Source organism: Alteromonas sp. RW2A1, assembly GCF_001886475.1.
Classification (GTDB): Bacteria; Pseudomonadota; Gammaproteobacteria; order Enterobacterales; family Alteromonadaceae; genus Alteromonas; species Alteromonas hispanica.
The window spans coordinates 3653021-3672567 of sequence record NZ_CP018031.1 but is presented as its reverse complement, the minus strand read 5'-3'; the positions used below and the strand labels follow the sequence as shown (position 1 = coordinate 3672567).

The following is a 19547-nucleotide window of genomic DNA, read 5'->3' as shown; positions in this document are numbered from 1 at the left end:
CATTGTGGGTTCTGTGACTGAATTCCTAAAACCGAGATTAGTAGAGATCGAAAACGTTTCTCCTACTCGTGCCAAAGTAACTTTGGAACCACTAGAGCGCGGCTTTGGCCATACTCTAGGTAACGCCCTACGTCGTATCTTACTGTCATCTATGCCAGGATGTGCAGTTACCGAGGTAGAAATTGATGGCGTTCTTCACGAGTACAGCACCAAAGAAGGTGTGCAAGAAGACGTGATCGAAATCTTGCTCAATCTTAAAGGTTTAGCGGTTCGCCTTGAAGGTAAAACTGAGGCAACCCTAACTCTAGTGAAATCTGGCGCTGGCCCTGTTGTTGCTGGTGATATTCAGCATGATGGCGACGTAGAAATTGTTAACCCTGACCATGTTATTTGTACTCTAACTGGCGAAGCTGAAATCAGCATGCGCGTTAAAGTAGAAATGGGTCGCGGTTATGTACCAGCTTCTACCCGTCGCTCCTCTGAAGAAGATGATCGTCCAATTGGTCGTTTGTTAGTTGATGCTTCATACAGCCCAGTAGAGCGCATTGCATACACTGTTGAGTCTGCTCGTGTTGAACAACGCACAGACTTAGACAAACTAATCATCGATATGGAAACAAACGGTACTTTAGATCCTGAAGAAGCGATCCGCCGTTCTGCAACCATTCTAGCTGAACAGCTTGATGCATTCGTAGACTTACGCGATGTATCTGAGCCAGAAGCGAAAGAAGAAAAACCGGAGTTCGATCCGATTCTACTTCGCCCAGTTGATGACTTAGAGTTAACAGTACGTTCTGCTAACTGCTTAAAAGCAGAAGCTATCCAGTACATTGGTGACCTGGTACAGCGCACTGAGGTTGAGCTACTTAAAACGCCTAACCTTGGTAAGAAATCGCTAACTGAAATCAAAGATGTTCTAGCATCTCGTGGTTTGTCTCTAGGCATGCGCCTAGAAAACTGGCCGCCAGAGAGCATCGCTGAAAAAGATTAATCAGGTTTTTATCAAACTGATTTGTAGAGAAGGATAAAACTATGCGCCATCGTAAGAGTGGTCGTCAGTTGAATCGCAACAGCAGCCATCGTCAAGCTATGTTCAAAAACATGGCAGGTTCTTTGGTCAAGCACGAAGTGATCAAAACTACGTTACCAAAAGCGAAAGAATTACGTCGCGTAATCGAGCCACTAATCACTATGGCGAAAGAAGACAGCGTTGCAAATCGCCGTCTAGCTTTTGCTCGCACAGGTGATAAAGAGGTCGTAGGTAAACTGTTTAACGAGCTTGGTCCTCGTTACGAAGCACGTCCAGGCGGTTACACTCGCATTCTTAAATGCGGTTTCCGTGCTGGCGACAATGCCCCAATGGCATATGTTGAGCTAGTTGACCGTCCAGTTGTTGAAGCTGAAGAAGAAGTAGTAGAAGCAACTGAAGAGTAATTAATACTCGAAAAGAAAAAGGGGTCAGAGCGAAAGCTCTGACCCCTTTTTTTATCCAAAACAAACGGGGTCAGATCAACATTGCCCTAATAACTGGTATCAAGATATCGCAACGCTGTTTGTCAAAATTTCGTTGTTACCCCCAGTCGCTATTGGCTACAAACACGACCTTTCCCATCCCGCTTCGCTTGATACAGTGCTTCGTCAGCAATACTCACTAACTCATCAATTGGGTTGACTCTATTGCACTGCGTTAGTCCTGCACTAAATGACACCGCGGTATCAACGGTTGACAGATTTTGTACAACGCTTAAAAGTTGGTTGATACACCCTCTGGCTTGAGACACATTCACATTTTTAAGCAGTAAAACAAACTCTTCGCCACCCCAGCGAGCAATAATATCACCTTCGCGAGTATGAGAGCGAAGTGCTTGTGCAAACTCCTTCAACACGGTATCACCTACATTATGGCCATATTTATCATTAATGAGTTTGAAGTCATCTAAATCTAAAATAACCAAACAATGGTTATTGGCATTGTTGCTTGCTAGAAGTGAGTCGACTAAGGAAAGAAATTTGGAACGATTGTAAACGCCGGTTAAATAGTCGGTTTCTGATAATCGCTTCGACTCTCGGTGTTCCGCTTTTAACTGATCAAACGCTTTCTGTCGGGTGCCTTCATAAAATCGAAACAAAAGTAATTGAACAAAGGCCGCCTCTATCACATTGAGCAGAGCGCCTTTTGATAGTGTGATGGGAACGCCACTCTTTACCTGTGCGTAAACTAAATAAATACACACACATAATGTAATTGAGGAAAGCAGTGTACCGCCGAGGCGACCGAGTAAGAAAAAAGTAAAAGGCAAAATAATGGTGGCCCATACTAGTGAGTAAGCACGCCCTTCAACACTTATCAAAAAAAGTAGCATGATAGTGGTAACGGTAAGTGAAATAAGCCATGCAGTTAGCGTAATGTTGCCGGTTTTTCTAAACCCGTAATATACCACGAGCGACAGCACCAACCCTGCACTGTCAATAAGCGCCAGCTGAGTATCATCAAAAGCAAAAACATTAATGAACGCTAAAATAGAGAAAAGCAAACACGCGAGAAGCAATGTGTGCTGAATCAGTCTTACGCGCCAGTAGTCTTCACTAAACTTGGTATAGGGAAACTCCTTATACCACCATGCCAAGCCATACGTCTTATGGTTCATAGTCGCGAGTGTTCACCGGTTAGTTTTAGGCCGAATTTGTGTTAATTCGATAGCTGACAATAGCAACATAACACATCTATGTTAAGCGGAAATAAATGAGGTCAGATCAACATTTCCCTCATAACTGGCAAATACTTTGCAAATCGTACCATTAAAATGACATTCACATAAAAGATTATTCGCTAAATAAGCGCACCGCTTTAAAGTGACAGGCATAATAAACTACCGGCATTACAACCATAGGAATAGGCAATGTTTACAATAAAAGAAGCCACGCTATGCAAGCGAATAATCAGTAAAAAATTAAAAAAATTGCGGAAAAAGCACGACGAAAAAACAGTGCAAATGAGCCGGAAAGCGACTCTGAACTCATGGTTCTAGTATCCATATATAACAAGTTGAACGATCATATTGAAAGTCAAAACGACTCAATTTCTACTCTAGTGGATACCAAGATATTGGTTGTTGAGGATATCCAAGAAATAAGAGACACCGTTACCGACATGCTTGCTAAAATGGGCTTCGAAAAAGTAGATGCTGCTAATAGCGCTGAAAAAGCATGGCGATTGCTTAACGATGCTGCAGATTCTGATAAACCGTATAAGCTAGTGCTCACCGATTCGGAGGTGAGTGGCAAGAGCGGTATAACGTTGTTAAAGGAAATCCGGCAAAGTGAAAAGCTGTCATCAGCCGATGTGTTTATAATGAGTGCAAACAGCGAACACGACGAAATAGTTAATGCTATGGAAGCTGGAGTAACCGGTTATATCCTCAAACCATTAAGCTTTAATACATTGCAAGAAAAGTTAGAGAAATACCTGCCTGGAGAAGAGTAGCATAGTAATAGCTTGGTTCAGCAATGATGAAAATACTACGCTCAAATAAATCATAATCGCACTTGTTATGAGTAGAAAATGTTTTTGATTAAAATATTTCCTTTAATTTAATCATATTGCGCCTTATTATGATTAAAATAGTGAGGTGGTAACTATGGGCATCAAATATAACTGGCAACATCCTAATTGGCCGAAGTTTACTTATCAGTCAGGTGGCTTGGATAAGATCATAAATGAGTACACTAAAATTTCTTCAAACCTTCAAGGCCAAATATCACAGTTAGATCAAAATAATCAGTCAGAAGCCCATATCTATCTAATGGTGGAAGAGGCAATCAATACTAGTGAAATAGAGGGCGAAAATTTAAACCGTGAAGAGGTTCGCTCGTCCGTCGCTCGCTATTTAGATCTCGATTTATCTCAACCGAAAGGCATATTTCATAAAGAAAATGGTATTGCTTCGTTACTCGTCGACGTGAGAAAAAATATTACCAGTAAGCTATCAAAAGAATTGATTTGCCTTTGGCACACATTGTTACTCACAGGTCAGGATGATTATTGTGAAAGGCGAGGTATCAAGATTGGAGAATATCGCTCAGGACCTGTTGATATAATTACAGGCTTTGGTGATTATGAAAAAGTGGTGTTTGAAGGTCCCCCAGGGGAGGCTGTCGAAGCCGAGATGAACTCATTTATTGAGTGGTATAACAGTACATCTCCACTTGTTGACGATAATTGTTTTATTCCCGGGCCCATTCGCTCAGCAATAGCCCACATGTGGTTTACTTCCATTCATCCGTTTGGTGATGGTAATGGACGTGTTGCGCGTGCCATATCTGAGCACGCATTATTTCAAGATTTTGATATACCACCACTATTCAGTATATCCACAGAAATTAATGAAAACAGAGGTGACTATTACGAGATGTTGGCAGAAAGCTCTCGTGTTTCGCCATCTGTTGATCTTACTAATTGGATTAAGTGGTTTGCCGAAACAGTGAGAAATGCGCAACTAGATGCTAAGAGCAAAATCAACTTTGTACTTAAAAAGTCTGTTTTTTGGGACCATCATAAAAATACTGAGCTAAATAAGCGACAGTACAAAACAATCAACAAATTTTTTGAGTTTGGTACAGGCGGCTTGATTAAAAATGGTATTAAATCTGAACTTTATCAATCAATTACAGGCTGCTCCTCTGCTACAGCAACCCGTGATCTAAAAGATATGGTTAAAAAAGGCATTTTAGTACCCTCTGAATCGGGAGGGCGAAGCCTTCGTTACTTTATCAACCTTATTGAAGAGAAAAACGTATTTAACGTAGCCCCCAGAGAGAGTAGCAAAAAACTGGCAGAAGTCCGTATGGATAACTTGCTAAATAGGATCCAGCGAAATATTAAGTTTTATATGGGGCCTAATGCTCAATTGAGTCAGCTAGTTGATGAGTACACAGTACTTGCTGATGGTGAGAAACCTTATTTAGATAAACTAAACGATTTATTATCACAGATAGGTTGTGATGATATTCCACATAGCAATATCACCTCCTAAATGGTTTAATATACAAGGGCGTAATCAACGTGAGAAGCGAGTTATGTAGCATGTCGCGCAGGATAAAAAGTTACGCCGTTAACTTACTCCCACCCGATAAAGGAATAGAGACCCAGCAATGGCCAACCCAATTACCTGTTTTAAAGCGTACGATATTCGTGGCGAACTTAACTCTCAATTAACCGAAGAAGTGGCTTACCGTATTGGTTATGCATTTGCAGAAGAACTCGATGCTAAAACCGTAGTAGTGGGCAGCGATGTACGTTTAACCTCTACGCCGCTAAAACTGGCACTCAGTGCAGGGCTAATTGATGCGGGCGCAAACGTTACCGATATTGGTATGGCAGGCACCGAAGAAATTTATTTTGCCACAAAACACCTTGGCGTAGATGGCGGTATAGAAGTAACAGCTAGTCATAACCCCATCAACTATAACGGCATGAAGTTAGTAAAAGCAGGCTCTATTCCTATTAGTGGCGATACCGGCCTTAATGCAATTAAAGAGCGTGCGGAAGCGTTGAGCGATAAATTTGTAAACGGGCGACTAGCGCATTACTTCAACAATGAAACCGTAGATGCCGATGCCTTTTTCAACGGCAAGGCCCACACGCAAGAAGACAAGCTAACTAGTACCGACCAGTACACAAAAAGCTCTTGCATGAACGACTACGTAAAGCACATGCTTTCTTACGTGAACTTGGATAACTTTACGCCTTTAAAGGTGGTAGTGAATGCGGGTAACGGCTCTGCAGGCCCAGCGTTAGATGCGATTGAAAAGGCCATGCTTGCTAACAGCGTACCTATCGAATTCATCAAAGTGCATCACAATGCAGATGGCACGTTTCCTAACGGTATACCTAACCCGCTGTTACCAGAAAATCGCGCAGACACTGCCGATGCAGTAAAAGCGTCAGGCGCCGATTTTGGTATAGCTTGGGATGGCGACTTCGACCGCTGCTTCTTATTCGATGCAGACGGTGAATTCATAGAAGGCTATTACATAGTAGGGCTACTTGCCGAAGCGTTTATCGAAAAAAACATCGACAGCAAAATCATTTACGACCCGCGCGTATACTGGAACACCGAAGATATTGTGGCCAACGCAGGCGGCACACCTATCAAATCGAAAACCGGTCACGCCTTCATTAAAGAGCGTATGCGCAAAGAAGATGCCGTATACGGCGGTGAAATGAGCGCTCACCATTATTTCCGCGACTTCGCCTACTGCGATTCGGGCATGATCCCCTGGCTTTTAATCTCCGAGCTTGTGTGTGTGAAAAAGCAAACGCTAGCCAGTATGGTAAAAGAGCGCATTAAAGCGTTTCCGTCATCAGGTGAAATTAACAGCAAACTAAAAGATGCCGATGCTGCACTAGAGCGTGTTACAAGCAAATACCAACCGCTGGCCAGCGTTGTAGATACTACCGACGGCCTTGGGCTAGAGTTCGGCACATGGCGCTTTAACTTACGCAAGTCGAACACCGAGCCGGTAATTCGCCTAAACGTAGAAAGTAAAGGCGATATTCCGTTAATGGAAGAAAAAACAAAAGAGGTGCTTGCGCTTATTCGTGCCGAGTAAAAAATGTTTGTGAGTATTAATGAAATTGTGTCACGGACGCTTACTTTCAGCGAGAATTATTAACGATATAAACACAGTTGTAACGGCGAAATGCGATGAGTGGCTACCGCTGTGTTTATACCGAGTTTTTCTCGCTTCATCCGTTTTAAATACCCCTATTCCACTCCACCGCGATAAGCAAGGCAACTGCTAATCTTGTCGACTTCAAAATACTACACTTACAAAACAAACCGCCCCCCAAAACAGATAAAGTGATTAAGCTATTGGACTTCAAAGAAAAAATATTCTGCGTTGACACTAAAAATTATGCAATGACGGTTTAAAAGAAGTACAAAACTGGTATATCATTACATTAACTAGTCGTTACATTGAGCTAAGGCTCGGTTGCTCTCAACCAACCCGGAAAATGTATAGACTAGCGTTTAAAGGGATTTAAAAGTGCGCATGCACTAAGGTCGAGAGCGTCTTTCAACCTTAAATAAGGAAATATCATGTCAAACAAATCAGGGACGATTGGAGTCTCTATTGTATTAAGAAACCTCTTGGTTTCAGCTTCATTACTTGTAGGCTTGACCGCCTGCGGGGGCTCTGACGGAGATGAAGACACCGCACCGTCATCCCAAAACCAACCCCCATCTGCAAACGCAGGTTCTGATCAGTCCGTCGATGAAAATACAGAGGTAACACTTACCGGTTCAGGTACTGATGCCGATGGCAGTATTGCAAGTTACAGCTGGTCTCAAACCAATGGAACATCAGTAACACTGGAAAATGCAGATAGCAGCACCGCCGCTTTCCAAGCGCCAGAAGTTATTACCGATGAGCAATTAGTGTTTGAACTAACGGTTACCGATGACGATGGTGAAACTGCAACTGATTCGGTTCAGATAACAATTTTGAACATAGAAGAAGCTAACCAGTCCCCCTCTGCGAATGCAGCAGCACCGCAAGAGGCGCTGGAGTCTACCGTTGTATCGTTAGACGGTTCTGCAAGTAACGATTCCGACGGTTCAATAAGCGCATACAATTGGGAGCAAATCAATAATGGCGCGCCTGTCGCTATCATAGATGATACTGAAGCGGCTAGCACAAGCGTTGAGCTGCCAGAATTAGCAGGCAATGTAGAATTTGCATTCAGATTAACTGTCACTGATGACAACGGTGGGGCGGGTCAAGACGACGTCGTTATTATTGGTAGGCCGACTCCAGGTATTTCGGTAAGCGACGTGTCTGGTAATACTGCAGCTTTAAACGCCGCAGCGGAATTCGCGGTCCGACTGACAAGTCAGCCATCCGCCAACGTGAGTATTTCAGTCTCATCCAGTGATGAAGCAGAGGGCGTACCAGACCAATCTGAATTAACGTTTACGCCTGAAAACTGGCAGCAAGACCAAATCGTCGTAGCGCGCGGCACAAATGAAAGTGTTCAAAACGGTGAGCAGGATTATCAAATCATACTTGGCTCAGCCATATCGTCTGACGAGTTCTACAGTGGGGTCGATGCCGATGATGTTGATTTGAAAGGGATTGAGTTATCTATATCTCAACCAGAAGCGTTAGCGCCATTTATTGCAGCGTCAGAAGCAACATTGCAGACCAAGGTTACCTATACGGGCAATAGTCAGTTGTCTTACTCGCTACTGGAATCTCCAGAAGGGATGAATATTGATTTAAGCACGGGTGTAATTACATGGATTCCTCAAACGTCTGATGAAGGGCAAAGTTACACCGTTGAAGTTTCGGCTAACGATGGTAATGCGTTTTCGACAACCAGTTTTCAAGTGTCGGTTGCGGCATCTCAAGCTGTTGTCACCGAGGTAGAGGGTGATACGCTTACCGTGGTAGATAGCTCTACAACACTGGATGGAATGACAATTACTCACATTGGGTCCGGCCAGTCTGAAGTAGCGTCAACAGCATCGCCAGGGGTAAACAACACGGCTGATTTATCTCAAGTTAACATCGAAAAACTCAACTTAGCAGATGCGCCAAGCATTCCAGCCAGCATTGCACCAGCGTCCGATGCGTTTGTTATTAAAACGCTCTTTACCGAAAAAGCTATCCTAGAGTTCCCCATAAGTGAGATACCAGCGGGTTACAGCATCAGAGATATCAATCTTTATCGACTTTCCACCTCTGAGGACATCGAGGGACAGTTTTGGTCTCCTGTTTTTCTCAAGTTTTCATTCGGCGGCACACAATCTGATCGTACGATAAAAATCGAGTTAGACGGCCTCAAGGGAGCGTACTTCTTTGGTTTTGATAGTGCGGTATCAGTTAGTCAAAACCAGTCTAACAATGTAACTGTACTGAACAATGCGCCAGACAGCGCTTCTTTCGTTTCTTCCAATAACGCCTCAATCACCTGTACACCCGATGAAGTACTTCCCGAAGATAACCCCGGCGACGAGTATAGGCTTCAGACGTGCGTAGACAGTAATACGCCAGGCTTAGCTGTTACAGTGAAAGACTTTGGTACGTCGGCTAATGCCACGAAATGGGGCGGCGCAGCAATTGAAGATCTTATCTCATGGCTAGTTGAATCACAGACACAGTTTGATTCGTTGGGGTTAAGCTACGATAACGAATTCAATGTCGCGTTTTTTAATACGGCACCTAACTCACGTGGACTTATTACTTTGGGATATGTCACTTCTGGTGACAACCGTAAAACCCTCTTCTTAAACGACTACAATGGTATACGTACTGCAAGTGCGCAGTCGACAGCAGCTCACGAATATTTTCACCACGCTCAATCTCGTTCTTCAATTGAAGGTTCAGCGCTACTTATAGACCAAGGTACAGCAAAGCGTTGGATGATTGAAGGCAGCGCAAGGTGGTTTGAAGACCGTGTTTACGACAACTTAAATACCTACAGAGGGACAGGAAATAGTCGCTTTCTCGAGCAAGGTTTAAATTCAAAAGATGGTGACCTAGAACCTTACCGAAGATTTGCGTTCATTAAGTTGATCGAAAGTAAATGCTCTCAGTTCGACAGCAGTTATATCAATATGATTAACATTGATAGCGCAGGCGATAGCAGTGGTATCGAAAAGTTTGCTAATGAACTTGCAAACGCAAACTGTTCTTTTGGCGAGCATATCGGTTCAGAGAATTCATCCTCACTTGAGGCTGCGCTACTCTACTATTCCTATGCCACCATGTTTAAAGGTGATATCACCCTGCTAGACAGTAATGAGTCCAGTAACTTTAGGTTTGCTCGTCCCGCTCACCAATTCAATCAAACATGGTTAAACACGTTAACACAGTGGCTGAATTTAACAGATGACACTGAGTACAAGTTAAACGGGGTATCAAATATTCCCGCAGTAGGCGCCTACTCATTCAAGGTGCCGGCCATTACCGGTGAGCTACCAGAGGGCAAAGTAGCTGATTTGGTGGTCGAGTCTAATCGAGAGGTACTAGTTTCGTTGACCAGCGAAGACAGCAATTTTGTCGGCACGAATACTATAGGAACAGACCCACATACCTGGTTTTCAACCGCTGATCAAACAAGCTATATCTACGATGCCAACGGTACCGTTCCTGAGTTATTTGTTACCGTGGTTAACCCCAGCTTAGACAACAGTGTAAATGTAGACGTGTATTTCAAGATACGTGATGAATTGAACGTAGAAACCATCATCACTAGCCATGACACTGGCGATGAAGTTTCTTCTCGCGTTGTCAGTATTGCGGGTAATATTCCGGCTGAAGCAAGAGAAGCGACCAGTAAAGTAACCGTAACGGCCAACGGTATCGCAACTGATACTGCGTTAAATTCTGATGGTTCGTTTGTTGCTGATGTTGTTGTTACGTTAGGTGAAAACATCATTAAAGCGCAGGGCTTTAATGGTTCTACACCGGTGACCAATGAAGAAGTCATCAGCATCCAAGGCGTGGAGAATAATTCAACTATGCGTAATGCTCTTATTTCTTCAAAGGTTGTGTTTATCTTGCGATGGGATACAAACTCAACAGATTTGGATATTTACAGCACAGATAAAAACGATGGCACAATTTGGTACTCCAATAGAACAGTAGGCCTTGGTAACCTTGATTACGACGATACTAATGGGTTTGGTCCTGAAGTTGTGTCTTACCGTTCTTCTGAAGATGATATTTATGTAAATGGAACCTTTGATGTAGACGTGCATTACTTTTCTGGTACACCTTCGACAAATTACACATTAGATGTTGTATTTAATGAAACAGACAGCCGCAATCGCCGTTCGTTGAGATTTGAGTCTATTACTCCTCACACGCAATCTACAAGCAGGCAAAATGGCCCAGATGGTGCGGGGGAGTCTAGGTTTAACGATATATTAAGGGTTTCATGCAGCGCTCAGCGTGTTTGTAGCTTGGCAGGCGTTGATACAAGTAAACTTGTTCAGGCTGGCAGTGCATCATCGCAAAGCCAACCTGTGACCGCGGTTAACGAATCAGTGAGCACTCCCAAAGTTAAGGCGGGTGAAATTACACCTATAAACAAAGCACACTCTGCCTATTCACACTGTATGGCAGAGTTTAAATCCTCTGTAAGCAAGACTGGCACTGCCCGTTGGTCATGCAATAACGATGGCACTAAACGCTGGCACTAAGCCCTTATATAAAGGCCATTAAAACGCGTTAATACGCTGCGCAAGGCTCTTGAGTGTACAAGCTCAAGGGCCTTTTTATTATCGCGCGTTTGTTTTCTCCTTCTTGTTTGACAAATTGTTTTACCCCAAACCCATCATTTCCGCTATTTGCCATTTAATAGCAATGTAAACCTTTGTATACTCCTTAAATACGTTCAAATTTCAGGAAGTGGGCATAACACTCACTCATCAAGGATATTACAATGAAACCAGTGGTATTAGCTGGCGGCTCTGGTAGCCGTTTATGGCCAAAGTCGCGTGCCGCACTTCCAAAGCAGTTTTTGTCGCTTACATCAGACAGCACTATGCTGCAAGAGACCATTACTCGCTTAAAGGGCACTAAAGTACAAAGCCCAATTTTCATTTGTAATGATGCACATCGCTTTTTGGTAGCAGAACAGCTGCGCCAAAAAGATATTCATCATGGCGGCATACTGCTAGAGCCTGTAGGCAGAAATACGGCCCCTGCAATTGCCTTAGCCGCGCTACATGCCACAATTAATGGTGAAGACCCTGTTTTGCTAGTGTTAGCGGCAGACCACTTAATTCAGGATAACCAAGCATTTCACGATGCGATTGGAAAGGCAGAGAAATTAGCCGAAGAAGGTAAGCTTGTTACTTTTGGTATTGTTCCAGATCAGCCCCACACCGGTTATGGTTATATTAAGGCAGGCAGCGAATTAGGTGATGGGTTCGAAGTCGCCGAGTTTGTTGAGAAGCCAGCGCTTGAAACAGCCAAAGAGTATGTAGATTCCGGAAGTTATTTTTGGAATAGCGGCATGTTTATGTTCAAGGCCAGCCGATACCTAGAGGAGCTTGCTAAATATAATCCCGAAATGCTAGATGTATGTAAGCGTGCCATCGATACCGAAACGCCAGATTTAGACTTTATCCGCGTAGATCACGATATATTTGCAACCTGCCCAGACGACTCTATCGACTACACCGTTATGGAAAAAACCGATAGTGCAGTTATGGTTCCATTAGACGCAGGTTGGAGCGACGTAGGCAGTTGGACATCCCTATGGGAAACGGCTGAAAAAGACGAAAACGGCAACGCGACAGTCGGCGACACTATTTTAGAAAACACCAAAAATAGCTACGTAAATGCAGAGCAGCGTTTGGTCTCTGTGATCGGGCTAGAAGACGTAATAGTTGTAGAAACGAAAGACGCCGTAATGGTGGCCCATAAAGACGATGCGCAAAGCATTAAAACGGTAGTAAACAAACTAAAAGCCGAAAAGCGCCCAGAGTTTGAATTCCATCGCGAAGTATTCCGCCCGTGGGGAAGCTACGACTCTATAGACAGCGGTTCACGCTTCCAGGTAAAACGCATCACGGTTAAGCCTGGTGAAAAGCTTTCAGTTCAAATGCATCACCACCGCGCCGAGCACTGGATTGTAGTGTCGGGCAGTGCCAATGTGACTATTGATGAAAAGACCACGTTGGTTACTGAAAATCAGTCAGTCTATATTCCGATAGGTGCAGTTCACGCACTTGAAAATCCGGGTAAGATACCACTAGAGCTTATTGAAGTGCAGTCTGGTGCTTACTTGGGTGAAGACGATATTGTCAGGTTTTCTGATAGGTATGGGCGTGTAGCCAAATAGCCATCGAGTAAACTCATTCAAATCTACTGTAAAGGTAAGCATAGTTATAAAGCCTATGCTTACCTTAATTTCTTCTTACAAAGCTTCCTACTCCACAAGTTGATTCGTAATCTAGAAAATTGTGATCCACTTGAATTTTAATTATTAACGGTTGGAAATTTCAGGTTTTAATAGGTAGAATGCGGCCTCCGAAAACATACGGTCGGCATACGGTCGATTTGCTCGGAAAGCTCGTTGTGGTAATTCCGCAAAAGAAAAAGGGATTAAATGTGAAAAAAGTGTGTTTACTCATTGCTTCATTAGTGTCAATGACCATGGCTTCGGCAGTTTCTGCGGCCAACCCCACTCCCGAACAAATCGAAATGTTTAGCAAGTTACCAAGGGCGCAACAAGAAGCGCTGGCTAAGCAATACGGCGTCGATTTATCATCACTTACTCAAGGTTCCGCAGGAAGCACTGTGGCACCGTCACCTACGCTTAACGAACTTGTAGGTGAAAGAGGTACTACTCGCAGGAGCGATGCAGAGTTAGATAACTCTATGATGACAACGCAAACCGACGCAGAAACCGAGAACAGAGACGCTCAGCCCAACGAAACTGAAGAAAGCACAAATAGCGAAAAAGTAACAAACGACTTCTTCAAGCAGCAAAAATCAGATGACCTTAAACCATTTGGCTACCAACTGTTTGCTGGAGAGCCAAGCACATTTGCCCCAGTTTCAGACGTGCCGGTACCCAGCGAATACGTTCTGGGCCCTGGCGATACGCTGCGCATTCAAATATACGGCAAAGAATCACAAGACTATTCACTTACGGTAAATCGCCAAGGCGATATTGAAATACCCAAATTAGGCCCTTACTCGGTAGTTGGCCATACGTTTGCAAACGTTCGTGAAGAGCTAAGCGCTGAAATAAGCAACCGTATTATTGGTGTTCGCAGTAACATAACAATGGGCGAATTGCGCTCTATACGCGTTTTTGTATTGGGTGAAGCTTATAAGCCCGCTTCTTATACAATTAGCTCTTTATCTACCGTTACCCAAGCTATTTTTGCGGCAGGTGGGGTGAACGATATTGGCTCGCTGCGCAATATAGAAGTGAAACGCAACGGCAACGTAGTAGCAAATCTTGACTTGTACGACCTGCTTCTTAAAGGCGATACCAGCGGTGATGTAAGCTTAATCGCAGGCGACGTAGTATTTATTCCTACAAAGGGTAAAAGTGTATCAGTAAAAGGTGCAGTGCCTCGCCCTGCTATTTACGAGTTAGATGGTGAGGAAACGGTACGCGATGTTGTAAAGCTTGCAGGCGGCCTGCTACCTAATGCATACAGCAGCATTGTTAAACTGCAGCGAATAACAGCAAAAGGCTTAAGCCAAGTTATTAACGTTAACCTTAACAATAACAAAGAAAATAAAATACAAAACGGTGATATTGTTGCCGTAAGTTCAACATTAGATGCATTAGAAAATAGCGTAACCCTGTTAGGGCACGTTGCTCGCCCTGGCGTTTACGGTTGGCAAGAGGGCATGCGTTTAAGCTCGTTACTGCGCGATATACACGATTTTAAAACACAGCCCGATTTAAATTACGTTCTTGTTACCCGTGAAGACCCTTTAACGGGTGCTATAACAGCCTACGATGTTAATTATTCACAATACCTCACGCAGCAAGATTCTTCGCAAGACTTAACGCTCAGTGCAAAAGACACTGTGTATGTATTCAGCCGCAAGCCGGAACGAGCTGAGCGCCTGCAGCCAGTTATAAGCCAGTTAAAAGAGCAGACTAGCTTAGCAGAGCCACCAAAAGTAGTTACAGTAAAAGGCGCAGTAAGAAACCCGGGTACTTACCCTTTAAGCGAAAACTCTACGGCAAGTAACGCACTTCGTGCAGCAATGGGTTACACCCAAGATGCAGAATTAAACTTTGTATTAGTGGCTCGACTTAATCAAGAAACGTTTAAAACCGAACTTAAATATATTGATATAAGCACTACTAACAGCGAAAAGCTGCATCCACTAGACCGCTTATATGTATTTGATAAAGATAATCCGCGTGATGAGTTAATTGAAGACCTAGTAGATGAACTTGCACAGCAGTCAGCTAAAGGCTTCACGCAGCAGTTAATTACAATTAGTGGCGATGTTCGCTTTCCTGGTATTTACCCCTTTGTTGAGGGTATGACCCAACAAACCCTCATAGCGCTTGCTGGCGGCCTTAACGATTCAAGTTATATGCTTGATGCAGAGCTAACGCGCTTTGAAACCAACGACACATCTACAGCTGCATTAACCCATCAGCGAGTATCGCTAAGCGATGAGGTTAAACTTCAGCCTTTAGACTCATTATTGATAAAGCGCATTCCAGAATGGAGGGAGCGCCGTACAATCAAACTAGCAGGTGAAGTCAAATTTCCTGGCACTTACGTGCTGCAAGAGGGCGAAACCCTGAGTTCGGTAATACATCGTGCCGGCGGGCTAACCGAACTTGCTTTTGCAGATGGTGCAATTTTTACTCGCGAATCACTTAAGATACGTGAACAAGAACAAATTGAACGTCTATCAAAAGAACTTGAAAACGAAATAGCTTCGCTAAGTGTTGATAAAAGCGATGATGTGCAAAGCCTCTCTGCCACTGAAGCAAATCGCTTAAAGGATAGATTAGCCACAACAGATGCTGTAGGCCGTTTGGTAATCGATCTCCCTGCATTAATAGCAGGCGAAGAATCGCTTGATCTAGCGCTAAATGCTGGCGACGCGCTTTATGTGCCCAAAATATCGCAAAGCGTGACTGTATTAGGTGAGGTACAGTACCCAACCTCTCACATATACGACCCGAATGTTGATATAAGTGACTATCTCTCTCGTTCTGGAGGCTTGAAGGCGCGTGCAGACGACTCTCGAGTTTATGTAGTACGAGCAAACGGTTCAGTATATCAGCCAAGCACTTTCAATTGGTATTCACTAGAAAGTCGATTAGCGCCTGGCGATACCATTGTTGTGCCGCTAGACACAGAGTATCGAGACAGCTTGAGCTTGTGGAGCACAGCTACGGGGATTCTTTATAATACTGCGATTGCTGTTGCAGCGCTTAATGGGATAAACACATTTTAACTTATATTGCCAACTCAGTTATAAAACTAACCATCGTTTAGGTGCGATGTAGGCTTGGTAATTACTTTATGAGACTTTATGGAACATAATAAAAGCAGCACGAATAAAACAAACGATATAGTGCAAACCAACGAGCCACTCCAATCTGTGAATACTACAGAGGATGAAATTGACCTGCGCGAGCTGGTTACCGTTATTTGGGCGGGTAAGCTCGTTATTATGTTAGTAACAGCACTATTTGCATTTGTTGCTGTAATTTACGCAATAAACCAACCTAACGTTTACAGGTCAGAAGCCTTGCTTGCACCTGCTGAACAAGAAGGGGCTGGAGGGCTTGCAAGTTTAGCTGGGCAGTTTGGCGGCTTGGCGAGTTTGGCCGGAGTCAATTTAGGTGGTGGGGTTAGCAACAAGTCCCAGCTGGCGATAGAAGTATTAAAGTCTCGCCAGTTTACCAGCTCGTTTATTCAAAAGCACAATATTCTGCCGAACCTTATGGCTGCGGAATCATGGAGCATGCAGGCAAATAGGGTGGTTTACGACGATGAGTTGTTTAACAGCGAAAATAATGAATGGATACGAGAAGTAAAAGCGCCTTTCAAACCGCAGCCATCCATGCAAGAGGCTTATAAAGCGTTTAGCAAAGCGATGAGCGCAAGTACTGACAAAGAAACAGGGATGGTTACGTTATCAGTGCAGCATGTTTCCCCTTATATTGCCCAGCAGTGGGTAAATTGGTTAGTTGAAGATATAAATCAAACGATGAAAGAAAGGGAAGTAGCAGAGGCAAAAAGGAGCACGGAATTTTTGCAGCAGCAATTACAACAGACGGAAATTGCAGACATACGCGAAGTGCTTTACAAGTTAATTGAAGAGCAAACTAAAACAATTATGTTCGCAAAAGTGCGTGATGAATATGTGTTTAAAACCATTGACGCTGCATTAGTACCGGAAGAAAAGTCTAAGCCTAAGCGGGCACTTATTGTCGTATTAGGCACAATGTTAGGTGGCATATTAAGTGTAGTTCTGGTGTTTATAAGGCATTTTATGCGGAAGCATAAAAATTACGTTTCACTTCTTGTAGAGTAAGCTCGGGTATGACAGCGCCGCTGCTGTTCTTGAGCATGAGCGCTAAATTCAAGGCGTGCTCCTGTTAGAGGCCGCTTACAAAAATCGGTAAGGGAATGAGCTATGACGGATAGCTTAACAAGTTTGGATTTTTAAACCGTTAAAAAATTAACTTGCGTTCAGGGCTGATCATTATTGGTTTTTCACTACTCGGCAAAAGAACAGCGTTTTGGAACATTCACCAAGTTAAAGGCTTTTTGTTTAAGCTTGGGTCAACGGCTCTAGAAATTAATACTGCGTTCTTGGATGTTAATATGCTAGGCGAATAAACAATAACCGGCGTGCAAAAAGTTTTGTTGGGATCAGTACAGCAGTTCGCTTTTTGAACAAAGTAAAAGCAAGAAGCTACCGCAAAGTAATCTTATTTTATAAAAAGTATGCAATAAAGTTACTGGTTCATTTTTTGAAATAAATTATATTCTTGGCTGTGCAAAGCCAGCTAGTCCAAAGATTATCTCCAAAAATATTGAGGCAAAGTTTGTGAAAATATTAGTAACTGGTGGCGCAGGCTTCATTGGAAGCGCTGTTATTCGTCACATACTGTCAAACACCGGGAATAGTGTTATAAATCTTGATGCGTTAACGTATGCGGGAAACTTAGAATCTCTCCCTAATGCTGAAAAGTCCGGCCGTTATTTTTTCGAACACGTTAACATCTGTAATCGGCATGAATTGGACCGCATCTTCGAATTACATGAGCCTAATGCTGTGATGCATTTAGCAGCCGAGAGCCATGTAGACCGCTCCATAACAGGCCCTGATGATTTTATTCAGACAAACATAGTAGGTACATATAACTTACTAGAAGCTTCTCGTGCTTACTGGGATGGTTTAGCTACATCATCAAAGGAATCATTTAGGTTTCACCATATTTCGACTGATGAAGTGTATGGAGATTTACCACATCCAGATGAGCAAGCGAAAAATCTACCTTTGTTTACCGAGCAAACATCTTATGCGCCAAGTAGTCCTTATTCAGCCAGTAAAGCATCTAGTGACCATTTAGTCCGAGCTTGGTCACGGACTTATGGATTACCTACAATTATCACTAATTGCTCAAATAATTATGGCCCTTACCACTTTCCTGAGAAGTTAATACCGCTTGTTATTTTAAATGCTATTGAAGGCAAGAACTTACCTATATATGGAAAAGGCGACCAGATTCGCGATTGGTTATATGTAGAAGATCACGCACGCGCACTTTACAAAGTAGTAACAGAAGGCATAGTAGGTGAGACGTATAATATTGGCGGTCACAATGAAAAGCAAAATATTGAAGTCGTTCGGAGTATTTGTAGTATTTTAGATATTTTAATGCCAAAGGAAACAAAATACGCGGATCAAATTACTTATGTGACAGACCGCCCCGGTCACGACAGACGCTACGCAATTGACTCTTCAAAAATTAAAAAAGAGCTTGGATGGACACCAGAAGAAACTTTCGAGACAGGGCTGCTTAAAACGGTTAAGTGGTATTTAGAGAATCTGAGTTGGTGTAAAAACGTTCAAAATGGTTCATATAAGCGCGAAAGCTTAGGTGATATTAAATCATAATTAAAGGGACATTTTATGAAAGGCATAATATTAGCTGGGGGAACTGGTACTCGGTTATACCCAATTACGATGGGCGTATCTAAGCAATTATTACCAATCTATGATAAGCCGATGGTTTATTATCCACTGTCAATATTGATGTTGGCAGGTATCAAAGAAATTTTAATTATTACAACTCCAGAAGATAGCAGCTCATTTAGACGCCTATTGGGTGATGGCTCACGTTTCGGTATTAAACTTAGTTATTCGGTACAGCAGAATCCTGATGGATTAGCGCAGGCGTTTATTTTAGGTGAAGAGTTTATAGGCGATGATAACGTGTGCCTGGTACTAGGCGATAATATATTTTATGGTCAAGGCTTTACACCTAAGCTAAAGCACGCTGTAGAAAATGCTAAAAAAGGGCACGGAGCTACCGTTTTTGGTTATCAAGTAAAAGACCCTGAACGTTTTGGCGTGGTCGAGTTTAACGAAGATTTAAAGGCGATTTCGATTGAGGAGAAACCTAAAGAGCCAAAGTCACACTTTGCTGTAACGGGTTTATATTTTTACGATAATTCTGTAGTCGAACTTGCAAAGAAAGTAGAGCCATCAAGCCGCGGAGAACTTGAAATTACCTCTCTAAACGAAATGTATCTAGAGCAAGGTAAGCTCAATGTAGAAATACTAGGTCGTGGTTTTGCTTGGCTAGACACCGGTACCCATGAAAGCTTATTAGAGGCCGCGCAGTTTGTCGAAACTATCGAAAAACGTCAGGGCTATAAGATAGCCTGCTTAGAAGAGATCTCATTTAATAATGCATGGTTAAATAAAGAACAAATTACTCATCTAGCAAAACCGTTTTTAAAAAATAGCTATGGTAAGTATTTGATGGATATAATTAAAGACTAAAT

Annotated in this window: 12 protein-coding genes; 11 read left to right on the top strand and 1 reads right to left on the bottom strand. The window is 43.0% G+C overall.

Annotated features, from left to right (window positions below; genetic code table 11):
• Position 1 precedes the first annotated feature (1 nt).
• Positions 2-991 (top strand): DNA-directed RNA polymerase subunit alpha, encoded by a 990-nt coding sequence (locus BM528_RS16170; protein WP_071980721.1) that lies wholly within the window; start codon positions 2-4, stop codon positions 989-991.
• 41 nt (positions 992-1032) lie between these two features.
• Complete coding sequence (gene rplQ, locus BM528_RS16165; protein WP_032094882.1) at positions 1033-1434, top strand: 50S ribosomal protein L17; 402 nt, start codon at positions 1033-1035, stop codon at positions 1432-1434.
• 149 nt (positions 1435-1583) lie between these two features.
• On the opposite strand, the gene BM528_RS16160 is transcribed toward rplQ, so the two are convergent.
• Positions 1584-2648 carry a GGDEF domain-containing protein gene (locus BM528_RS16160; protein ID WP_071980720.1) on the bottom strand — a complete coding sequence of 355 codons (1065 nt, stop codon included), beginning with the start codon at positions 2646-2648 and terminating at the stop codon, positions 1584-1586.
• Positions 2649-3019: 371 nt separating this feature from the next.
• Between BM528_RS16160 and BM528_RS16155 the strand changes: the two genes are divergently transcribed.
• From BM528_RS16155 to rfbA, 9 genes are all read left to right on the top strand, one after another.
• Entirely contained in the window at positions 3020-3484 is a 465-nt protein-coding gene (locus BM528_RS16155; protein ID WP_071980719.1) for a response regulator, read from the top strand.
• A gap of 154 nt (positions 3485-3638) precedes the next feature.
• Entirely contained in the window at positions 3639-5033 is a 1395-nt protein-coding gene (locus BM528_RS16150) for a Fic family protein (RefSeq protein WP_071980718.1), read from the top strand.
• Between the two features lie 118 nt (positions 5034-5151).
• On the top strand, positions 5152-6612 hold the full coding sequence (locus BM528_RS16145) for a phosphomannomutase (RefSeq protein ID WP_071980717.1): 1461 nt from the start codon (positions 5152-5154) through the stop codon (positions 6610-6612).
• Between the two features lie 491 nt (positions 6613-7103).
• Positions 7104-11213, top strand: a complete 4110-nt coding sequence (locus BM528_RS16140; RefSeq protein WP_071980716.1) for a PKD domain-containing protein — start codon at positions 7104-7106, stop codon at positions 11211-11213.
• A 242-nt stretch (positions 11214-11455) separates the two neighbouring features.
• Positions 11456-12862 (top strand): mannose-1-phosphate guanylyltransferase/mannose-6-phosphate isomerase, encoded by a 1407-nt coding sequence (locus tag BM528_RS16135; protein ID WP_071980715.1) that lies wholly within the window; start codon positions 11456-11458, stop codon positions 12860-12862.
• Positions 12863-13131: 269 nt separating this feature from the next.
• The gene (locus tag BM528_RS16130) at positions 13132-15975 is read left to right on the top strand and encodes an SLBB domain-containing protein (protein ID WP_198033573.1); all 2844 of its coding nucleotides are present in this window, start codon (positions 13132-13134) and stop codon (positions 15973-15975) included.
• Positions 15976-16053: 78 nt separating this feature from the next.
• Positions 16054-17061 (top strand): Wzz/FepE/Etk N-terminal domain-containing protein, encoded by a 1008-nt coding sequence (locus BM528_RS16125; protein ID WP_083595318.1) that lies wholly within the window; start codon positions 16054-16056, stop codon positions 17059-17061.
• A gap of 519 nt (positions 17062-17580) precedes the next feature.
• On the top strand, positions 17581-18654 hold the full coding sequence (gene rfbB / locus BM528_RS16120) for a dTDP-glucose 4,6-dehydratase (RefSeq protein WP_071980714.1): 1074 nt from the start codon (positions 17581-17583) through the stop codon (positions 18652-18654).
• A 15-nt stretch (positions 18655-18669) separates the two neighbouring features.
• Positions 18670-19545: a glucose-1-phosphate thymidylyltransferase RfbA gene (rfbA, locus tag BM528_RS16115; RefSeq protein WP_071980713.1), complete on the top strand. Its 876-nt coding sequence runs from the start codon at positions 18670-18672 to the stop codon at positions 19543-19545.
• The last annotated feature ends 2 nt before the right edge of the window (positions 19546-19547 follow it).